Origin of the sequence: Polaromonas sp. (genome assembly GCF_030689685.1) — a bacterium.
Lineage (GTDB): Bacteria > Pseudomonadota > Gammaproteobacteria > Burkholderiales > Burkholderiaceae_C > Polaromonas.
Genome location: NZ_JAUYEY010000075.1, coordinates 1 through 8,007 on the forward strand (window position 1 = coordinate 1; position 8,007 = coordinate 8,007).

Genomic DNA, 8,007 nt, shown 5'->3' on the forward strand with positions numbered 1-8,007 from the left:
CCTCTTGCAGCGCCGTAATCTGCTCCTGCTGCATCAGAATCAGTGCATCTTTTGCGGCATGGCTTAACTGACTCAGGCTTGATGGGGTTTGCATTGATGCGGATTGTCGCCTATCGAATCATGGGGGCTGAGTAGTTACAAGATTCTTATCGGGTGACCCACCCAGGCAATTTAGCTCTTCTGCATGCCTGAAGGTTTAGCCCGACAATTGAGCATGCCCTTACCTCCTCCCCCCACGCGCCGCCACAGCAACCAGGCCAACAACGAGTTGTTGTTCAAAGGCTGTCTGTGCGCCCTGATCGGACTGGCTGTGCTGGTCTCTCCGTACTTCATCAAATCGCCCGGCATGCAGGGCATCGTCGCGGGTGCGTCGCCCGTCGGCTGGTTCGCATTGGTGCTCGGTCTGGCTTTCGGCGGGCTCTACCTGAGGCGTAAGTTTGCCAGCACCCGTAGTCCAGGGAGCTCGCGGTAAGCGTCCTCACCGCTATTAAATCAGTAGCAATCATCTCTTATCAGTCAAGGGCTGGAAGCCGATTTAACCTCAAGACGATGCGGGCGAAACAGTGACTTGGTGTCCCGTCCGGGCCATCGCGAGACATGTGGCCTGCTGTCCTACACCGGTGCAGTGCAATCTCTTGCGCCAAGCACCCCAGGCGCGGGGCACACTGGCATCGTGAAACCGATGAACTTTTCCGGCAATCCTTCGCGCGGATCAGCTATCTCCCAACTCACTCAAGACCTCATGGCATCGAGGGCCTATATCGTCGAAGACAACGACCTGATCCGCCACAACCTGGTGGAAACATTGACGGAGCTGGCCGGCGTCCAGACTGTGGGGTATTCAACGACCGAGGCCGATGCCTGTTATTGGCTGCAACAGCACCCCGCAGGCTGGGACCTGCTGATTGTGGATCTTTTTCTTGAGCAAGGCACGGGAATTGGCGTTCTCAGGAAATGCCTGCACCGGTCTGCGGTACAGAAGGTGGTGGTGCTGTCCAACTACGCGACCGACGACATGCGCAATCGCTGCCTGGCGTGTGGCGCTGATGCCGTTTTCGACAAATCAACCGAACTTGATCTGTTTCTCGACTATTGTGGGGCGCAGCATTAATCAGGGTACGTCGGGCCGTGGAATTTTCTTGAACTTGACCAGACGAGCGATCTCGATCTTGTCTTTCTTGACCTGCCGCTCGGCATCGAGCAACTGGCCAGCGGCGAGCCAAGCCGCAAACTCGTGCGGCGTCTCCAACGTGATGCGCCCCAGCGTCGCAGCGCGAAATTCATGGATCACGATCTCGGCGGCCTTCTGCAGGTTGATGCGCCCCTTGCCCAGCACCGCGCCGCGCTTGCGGCCTATGGCTTCGAGCAACTGCTCGTCGGTGATGCCCGGCGGCAGCTCGACCTTGTAACGCGCCTGCAGCGCGGCCGGATAGTGTTTGATCAGGTAGTCGAGAAGTTCCAGCGCCACCTCTTCCTCGTTGAAGGCATTGCGGCCAATGGCACCGCTGGCGGCCAGGTTGTAGCCGCTTTTGGCGACGATGATGCGCGGCCACAACATGCCCGGTGTGTCCCACAAATAAAACCCGTCGGCCAGCACAATGCGTTGCTCGAGCTTGGTGATGCCGGCCTCGTCGCCAGTTTTGGCCGCGCGTTTTCCGGTCAGCGTGTTGATCAGCGTCGATTTGCCGACGTTGGGAATGCCGCAGATCAGCACCCGCATCGGCTTGACCATGCTGCCGCGCGTGGGCGCCAGCGCATGACAGGCATCAATCAGCCGGCGCGCCGGCGTGGTGGCACTGGCATCAAGCGCGATGGCGCGCGTGGCCGGCTGGCTGTTGTAGTGGTCCAGCCAGGTCGGCGTGCGGGCCGGGTCGGCCAGGTCCTGCTTGTTAAGCACCTTGAGCGCCGGCTTGCCGCCGGTCAACTCGGCCAGCATCGGGTTGGCGCTGGAGCCGGGCAGGCGGGCGTCGAGCAGCTCGATCACCACATCAATTTCCTTGATGCGCTCGCTGATGGCTTTTTTGGTCAAGTGCATATGACCGGGAAACCACTGGATGGCCATCGGGATCTTCTTTCTTGGTGGGTGGTGGGCGGCGCAGGCACTCCGCGCGACCGCACCGATTGTCGCCCACCGCAGGCCTGAACCTGCGACCGGGCTCAGGCCGCGTGCGCCAGGCTGCGGATGCCGAGCCGCTCGGGCGAGACGTACTGCTGGCGGTAAATTTCAAACGGCATGGAGTCGGCCGCTTCAATCGTCTTCTGTTCGGCCAGCGATTGTCGTGTCAGCTCTTCGAAGCGGGCCTGCTGGTTAGCTGAAAACGGCAAGTCAAGCAGGGTTTGCCGGGTGGCCAGCGACTGCGCGCGTGCAAAGGCCACGAAGGAGCTGCCGTGCTGAGTGACCATGACATCCAGCACGCGGGCCGAGGGCAAGGTCTCGGGCTGGCGCAGCGAGGCTTCCGAAGCGCGCAAAGCATCGGCATAGGCACTGCCGCCCTGCGCCGCATCGAGCGCGGCGGCAATCGGCGCGCATTGCGCGATCAGTTCGGCGCCCCATTCGGTCAGGCTGACTTCTTCGCTGCCACGCTCGAGCAACAGGCCGGGCTCGCGCCCGCGTGCTGCCACGCGGTGCTGGTTGCGCGCCAGCGCGGCGATTTCCTGCGGCGTGTCGGGCGGGCTGTCGGTCAGCAGGCAGTGCAGCAAAAACACATCAAGAAAACGCATGGTGTCGGCGGCGATGCCGACCGGCACAAACGGGTCCAGGTCCATCAGGCGCACCTCGACATACTCGACACCGCGCTCGCGCAGCGCATGCAGCGGACGCTCGCCCGGGAAAATCACGCGTTTCGGACGGATCGTGCCGTAGAACTCGTTTTCAATCTGCAGCAGGCTGGTGGCGAGCTGGTTGTAGTCGCCGCCGGGGTTCTGGATGCCGACCGCCTCGTAGGCCGGGTAAGGCCGGGTCAGCGCGTCCTGCAGCGAGGCGCCGTAACCGTCGAGGTTGTTGTAGCTGACCTTCAGCGAAGCCTGGGCGTCGCTCTGGTAGCCAAGGCGGCCCATGCGCAGCGAAGTGCCATGCGGCATGTACATGGTGCCGCTGCCCAAGGCCTGCAGCTCGTGCTGGCGGCCGGCAACGAAACTGGAGCAGACGGCGGGCGAGGCGCCGAACAGGTAAAGCAGCAGGAAGGCGTGGCGGCGGAAGTTGCGGATCAGGCCGAAATACTCCTCGCTGGAGACGCCGGGCAGCGACCAGTTGTAGTGGATGCCCGAGATGGTCTGCATGCGCCGGCCATAACGGTGGCCCAGGCCCATGCGGTAGACGCTTTTGGCACGGCCCACGTTCGACGAGCCGTAACGTCCGATCGGAATCGTTTCGTCGGTCGGCAGGCCGCAGGGCATGCTTGAAACCCACAACATCTCGTCGCCGACGTCCTTCATCGCGCGGTAGGTGAACTGGTGGATCTGGGTGAGTTCTTCCAGCGCAGCTTGGGCGCCATCGCCCAGGCCGGCGTGCGCGGCGGTCACCAGCTCGACCTGCGATTCGCTGAAGTCGGTGGTGATGCTCGGGTGGGTCAGTGCCGAACCCAGCGCGGCCGGATGCGGCGTCAGCGCCAGCGCGCCACTGGGCTGGGCGCGCAAGCTTTCTTTCTCGATGCCGCGGCGCATGCCTTTCAGCCTGGCAGGGTCGAGCGCGCCGAGGCGGTCTCCCAAAAGCGCGCCCTGGCGCGCATGCAAGCTGTTCATGAAGTCGTCCCTCTGTATCTTTCGTGGCGTGCAAGGTATCACAGGCCGGGCTTGTTTGCAGGCGGGCCTGCGCCAGGGCCGGTGCGGCGAGGGTGCTTGGTCTGCGGGGTGCCCGCCACAACCCATTGAATGCTACGTTTTTTATAGCTGTCTGCGCTTGCTGCGTATGGGCTGGAGCCCTATTTAATGCTAAAAACAAGACCTTGGCACCGGGCCTGCGCCCAGCCCCGCCCCGAAAGCCCCTACGCCAGCACGCGCAGCAGCCAGCTGTTCATGTCTGCGATCTCTTCCATGCAGACCGAATGTTCCATCGGGTACTCATGCCAGTCAACCGGGTAAGCCAGCGCCGCGAGCACATCGCGCGTTGCCGTTGCGGCCGCCAGCGGCACCACGCCGTCGCGGCGGCCGTGGCCCAGGAACACCGGCAGGCCGTGGTTGGCGGCGCTGCGTTCGGCCGCCAGCTTATCGGCCAGCGGCAGGTAGCCGGACAGGCCGATGATGCCGGCCAGCCGCTCGGGGTAACGCAGCCCGGTCATCAGCGCCATCGCGCAGCCCTGCGAGAAGCCGGCGATGACGATGCGGCTGGCGGGAATACCGCGCGCAATTTCAGCAGCAATCAGCGTGTTGATACGGGTCTGGGTCTTGCGCAGACCCTCTTCGTCCTGGCGCTGCGTCAGGTCGGCGCCCAGAATGTCGTACCAGGCGGGCATCTGGTAGCCGCCGTTGATGGTGACCGGAATCGCCGGGGCATTAGGAAACAGAAAACGCACCGGGCCCACGGCCGAGAGCGCGAGCTGCTGCGCGATGGGGACAAAATCACCGCCGTCGGCGCCCAGGCCGTGCATCAGCAGCACCGTGGCACGCGGGTTGGCGGCGGTTTCAACTTCAATGACATCGAGTGACATGGAGAGAATAAAAAAGTGGCTGTTGCCCAATTGTGCCTGCGGGCACGTCGCTGCTTGACTTGCCACCGCACTTGGACGACCATCAATCACACACAAGCCGTCGGTAGCGGCAGCGATCGGTTCGCGCCAGCCGGCTTGCCGCAAGGAGCGTACAGCCATGAGACAAGCGATCAGCAAACTGTTGGGTCTGAAAACACCGCAAGCTCCGGAAAAACCAGCCCCCGCGCCAGCCTTGCCCATGAAAAGCGAGCGCGCTGAGAGCCTGGACAACCCGCACACCATCGAAGACAACTCCGACAACGCCACGCGCCGCCAACTGGTTCAGATGATGCTGCGCGACGGCTTGCGCAAACACGGTATTCCGCCCGGCTGGGTCGAATGCCGCATGTTGGTGGTCAACAGCCGCAGCCGCGGCACCGGCCTGTACGTGCGCCTGGTCATGCGCCACTGGGACATGCTGCTGCTGACCTACGCACATGCTTTTCAGCAGCAGTTGCTGGCGGCCATCACCGAGTTTGAGCCGCAGGCATCGGACTGGCTGCATGGGGTGTCCTGGGAGCTGGACGTGGGCAACACCTGTCCCTATCTCGATATGCCTGAACCGTCGGTGTGGCTGGAAGTTTCAGCACCGGTTCAAACGGCAACCGTGATGCCGGAAGTCTTCCTCATGCCCGAAGATGCGATTACCCGGGTCGCCGTCCCGATAGCCTCCTCAAAAAGTGCCCCGCCAGCTCCAGGTCACGACGCCGAAGTTTTACAGGATCTGCAGCGTATGTTTGCCATTCGCGACGCCCACCTGCAGCAGCCGGTGGACGGCACGCCTGCGCCAGACTTTCAAAATACCGAGCCGTCTTCCCGGCGCGTCTGAGCCTACTGAGCGTTTCAAAATTCATGGCAGTCGAAAGCTCAATCCCTCACCCTCACCCCAACCCTCTTCCAAAGGGCAAGGGTGAAAACAGTCCCATTCACTGTCGTGTGTTTTGGAAAAATCAATGGGCTGAAGGCCCTACCGCGCCAGCGCGGCGAGCCGTCTGGAAAAATCCACCTGCGTGTTGAGCTCGGCATACCAAAGCCGGTAGCCAGCATCACTGGGATGCAACCCGTCTTTGGCATTGAGTTCGTCGGGCCGCTGGGCAAACGGGTCTTCTGGCTTGTCCTTGTACAAGTTGACGTAAAGCGCGCCGTTGTCGCTGGCCACTTCACGTACAAAGCGGTGCAGCGTTTTGGAGCGCTGTGTCATCAGCCACGACCAGGGCGGAAAAAAGAAGGGCGCGCTGCCCACATTGCCCGAGGAGTCTGGGCGGCAGAAGGCGTCGAAGCGAAAAGTGGCTCCGGCGAGGACAGTTTTTGCCGGGTTTGCAGCCTCATAGCCGTAGCTATGGGGCAAAAAGCCGGTGAAAAATGGACCGGCGCGGCCGCTTTGCAGCCGACGTCCCTTCTGCCGCCCAGGCTCCGAGGGCATCAGCACCACCAGCCGGGCTTGCGTGCGCGCCAGGGCCGCCACACGGGCAATATTTTCTTCCAGCGAGCTGGCAGGTGTGAGGCGAATCACGTCATTGCCGCCCCCCAGCACCAAAATCGCATCAAACCGCTCGTCGCCCGGCATGTCGAGCTGGCGGGCGATGTCGGCCAACTTGGCGCCGTCTTTGGCCCGGTTGACGATCTTGAGAGACGGATGGTCGCGCGCAATCAGCCCGGCCAGGCTGGCGACGACGCGCCCGTGCCCACCCCGGTGCTGTCGTCCACCACCAGCAAGCTCGCGCCACAACCCGCGCGCTGATTGCGGGGTAGGACGCAAGCGCATCCAATCACGCACCCGGCCCGTATAAGCACCAGCCTCGCGGTATAAAAATGAGGCGCCGTCTTTTACTTTTGTCCAGCGACAGGGGGACAATCCATGCACCGCCTCAAGGAGATCCTCATGACCCGCCAGCCCGCCTTTTTTGCCCGCCTGGTGATGCTGCTGGCTGCCGCAAGCTGCGCGCTGGCCTTGGGGGTGCCGGCCCAGGCCGCGTCCTTGACACCGGCCGATGAGAAAAACGTGCGCGCCACCGTGCAGGGCCAGCTGGCCGCTTTTGCGGCGGACGACGCCGACAAGGCTTTTTCTTATGCCGCGCCCAACATACGCGAAGCGTTGGGGACGGCGGCCGGCTTCATGGCCATGGTGCGCAACGCCTACCCAGTGGTCTACCGCCCGGCGTCGGTGGCTTTTCTCAAGCCCGAAAGCAAGGAAGGCCAGGTGATCCAGCGGGTGCAAATGCTTGATGCCAGCGGCGACGCCTGGCTGGCGATTTACAGCTTGCAGCGGGAGGGTACGTCCTGGCTCATCACCGGCTGTGTGGTGGTCGCCAACAAGGGGCGCATGGCCTGAGGCCGCAATTTTGCTCCTCTTTTAATAGCTTGATACGTAGGTCAGCTATGGGCTGGAGCCATATTTTGTTGATAAACGGCAGGTTTCAGGGGATGTTTGCTGACAGCACAAACGTCTGAGCGCCTGCGTGACACAGGCGCCGCTGCGGCCACCATCGGTTTTTGCGAAAGGCCCGCGCATGACCCCCGTCCTGAAATACGTCCTTGGCGTTTTGCTGACCGTCACCCTGAGCGGCCAGGCGCTGGCCTGCTACACCGTTTACAACCGCGCCAACCAGGTGATCTATCACGCGGCGGCGGCACCGGTAGATATGCGTTATCAGTTGCATCAGACCTTGCCGGCGGTGTTTCCGGATGGGCATCTGGTGTTTTCGATCACCGACACCTCCTGCCCGGCTGTAGACAGCAGGCAAGGTGGCCATGTCAACCGGGCCGTCAATGCATTGATGGAACGCAATACCTACGCCAGCGACCTGTCGATGGCACGCGGCAACGCGGTCACCGTCCGGACGCGGCGGCCCTGACGGCGGAGCTCAGGGCTGCGCCAGCAGGCTCAAGCCAAGGGCTTCACCGAACAGGGCCTGGACCGACCGCGTTTCGGGCAGCACATACACCACGCGTGCTTCGAAGGCTCATCCAGTGTCCTGCCAGGTTGAATCGGTCCGTACAGACCCGGGAAGGCGCCCGGAGTTGCAGGACTCATCCTAGGAGCCTGGGCGGCAGAAGGAACGTCGGCTGCAAAGTGGCCGCGCCGGTCCATTTTTCACCGGCTTTTTGCCCCATAGCTACGGCTATGGGGCTGCAAACCCGGCAAAAACTGTCCTCGCCGGGGCCACTTTTCGCTTCGACGCCTTCCGCCGCCCAGGCTCCTAGTAGTTAGTTCCATTAAAGCAATTACGTACTAAACGACGCCAAGATCGAACTTATTCCATCGAAAAACGACAGGCGATGCGTTGATTTCAGCTATCCCTTTGAGGATGCGGGTTTTTAG

9 protein-coding genes are annotated in these 8,007 nt (G+C 62.4%); 5 read left to right on the forward strand and 4 right to left on the reverse strand.

Going from position 1 to position 8,007, the window contains the following annotated elements; all coding sequences use genetic code 11:
• Positions 1-214 precede the first annotated feature (214 nt).
• On the forward strand, positions 215-472 hold the full coding sequence (locus Q8O29_RS16700) for a hypothetical protein (RefSeq protein ID WP_305564815.1): 258 nt from the start codon (positions 215-217) through the stop codon (positions 470-472).
• Between the two features lie 210 nt (positions 473-682).
• A complete protein-coding gene (locus tag Q8O29_RS16705) occupies positions 683-1,111 on the forward strand; it encodes a response regulator transcription factor (protein ID WP_371134262.1) in 429 nt (142 codons plus the stop codon).
• Here the strand turns inward: Q8O29_RS16705 and ylqF are convergent, their stop codons facing one another.
• The 3 genes from ylqF to Q8O29_RS16720 all read right to left on the reverse strand — a co-directional run bounded on the left by ylqF (position 1,112) and on the right by Q8O29_RS16720 (position 4,646).
• Positions 1,112-2,062, reverse strand: coding sequence for a ribosome biogenesis GTPase YlqF (gene ylqF, locus Q8O29_RS16710; RefSeq protein ID WP_305564817.1), 951 nt, complete (start codon positions 2,060-2,062; stop codon positions 1,112-1,114).
• A gap of 95 nt (positions 2,063-2,157) precedes the next feature.
• Positions 2,158-3,741: a glutamate--cysteine ligase gene (gshA, locus tag Q8O29_RS16715; protein ID WP_305564819.1), complete on the reverse strand. Its 1,584-nt coding sequence runs from the start codon at positions 3,739-3,741 to the stop codon at positions 2,158-2,160.
• A gap of 242 nt (positions 3,742-3,983) precedes the next feature.
• Positions 3,984-4,646, reverse strand: a complete 663-nt coding sequence (locus tag Q8O29_RS16720; RefSeq protein WP_305564831.1) for an alpha/beta hydrolase — start codon at positions 4,644-4,646, stop codon at positions 3,984-3,986.
• A gap of 157 nt (positions 4,647-4,803) precedes the next feature.
• On the opposite strand from Q8O29_RS16720, the gene Q8O29_RS16725 reads away from it, so the two are divergent.
• Entirely contained in the window at positions 4,804-5,514 is a 711-nt protein-coding gene (locus tag Q8O29_RS16725) for a hypothetical protein (RefSeq protein ID WP_305564821.1), read from the forward strand.
• Positions 5,515-5,652: 138 nt separating this feature from the next.
• Here the strand turns inward: Q8O29_RS16725 and Q8O29_RS16730 are convergent, their stop codons facing one another.
• Positions 5,653-6,450 (reverse strand): SGNH/GDSL hydrolase family protein, encoded by a 798-nt coding sequence (locus Q8O29_RS16730; RefSeq protein ID WP_305564823.1) that lies wholly within the window; start codon positions 6,448-6,450, stop codon positions 5,653-5,655.
• 117 nt (positions 6,451-6,567) lie between these two features.
• Between Q8O29_RS16730 and Q8O29_RS16735 the strand changes: the two genes are divergently transcribed.
• Positions 6,568-7,017, forward strand: a complete 450-nt coding sequence (locus Q8O29_RS16735; RefSeq protein WP_305564825.1) for a DUF4864 domain-containing protein — start codon at positions 6,568-6,570, stop codon at positions 7,015-7,017.
• A 178-nt stretch (positions 7,018-7,195) separates the two neighbouring features.
• Positions 7,196-7,540: a hypothetical protein gene (locus Q8O29_RS16740; protein ID WP_305564827.1), complete on the forward strand. Its 345-nt coding sequence runs from the start codon at positions 7,196-7,198 to the stop codon at positions 7,538-7,540.
• Positions 7,541-8,007: the final 467 nt, after the last annotated feature.

Excerpts from the sequence above, each read along its gene's own strand:
- Q8O29_RS16700 (WP_305564815.1), top strand. The coding sequence starts at position 215 with ATGCCCTTACCTCCTCCCCCCACGCGCCGCCACAGCAACCAGGCCAAC.
- Q8O29_RS16705 (WP_371134262.1), top strand. The coding sequence starts at position 683 with ATGAACTTTTCCGGCAATCCTTCGCGCGGATCAGCTATCTCCCAACTC.
- ylqF (WP_305564817.1), bottom strand. The coding sequence starts at position 2,062 with ATGGCCATCCAGTGGTTTCCCGGTCATATGCACTTGACCAAAAAAGCC.
- gshA (WP_305564819.1), bottom strand. The coding sequence starts at position 3,741 with ATGAACAGCTTGCATGCGCGCCAGGGCGCGCTTTTGGGAGACCGCCTC.
- Q8O29_RS16720 (WP_305564831.1), bottom strand. The coding sequence starts at position 4,646 with ATGTCACTCGATGTCATTGAAGTTGAAACCGCCGCCAACCCGCGTGCC.
- Q8O29_RS16725 (WP_305564821.1), top strand. The coding sequence starts at position 4,804 with ATGAGACAAGCGATCAGCAAACTGTTGGGTCTGAAAACACCGCAAGCT.
- Q8O29_RS16730 (WP_305564823.1), bottom strand. The coding sequence starts at position 6,450 with ATGCGCTTGCGTCCTACCCCGCAATCAGCGCGCGGGTTGTGGCGCGAG.
- Q8O29_RS16735 (WP_305564825.1), top strand. The coding sequence starts at position 6,568 with ATGACCCGCCAGCCCGCCTTTTTTGCCCGCCTGGTGATGCTGCTGGCT.
- Q8O29_RS16740 (WP_305564827.1), top strand. The coding sequence starts at position 7,196 with ATGACCCCCGTCCTGAAATACGTCCTTGGCGTTTTGCTGACCGTCACC.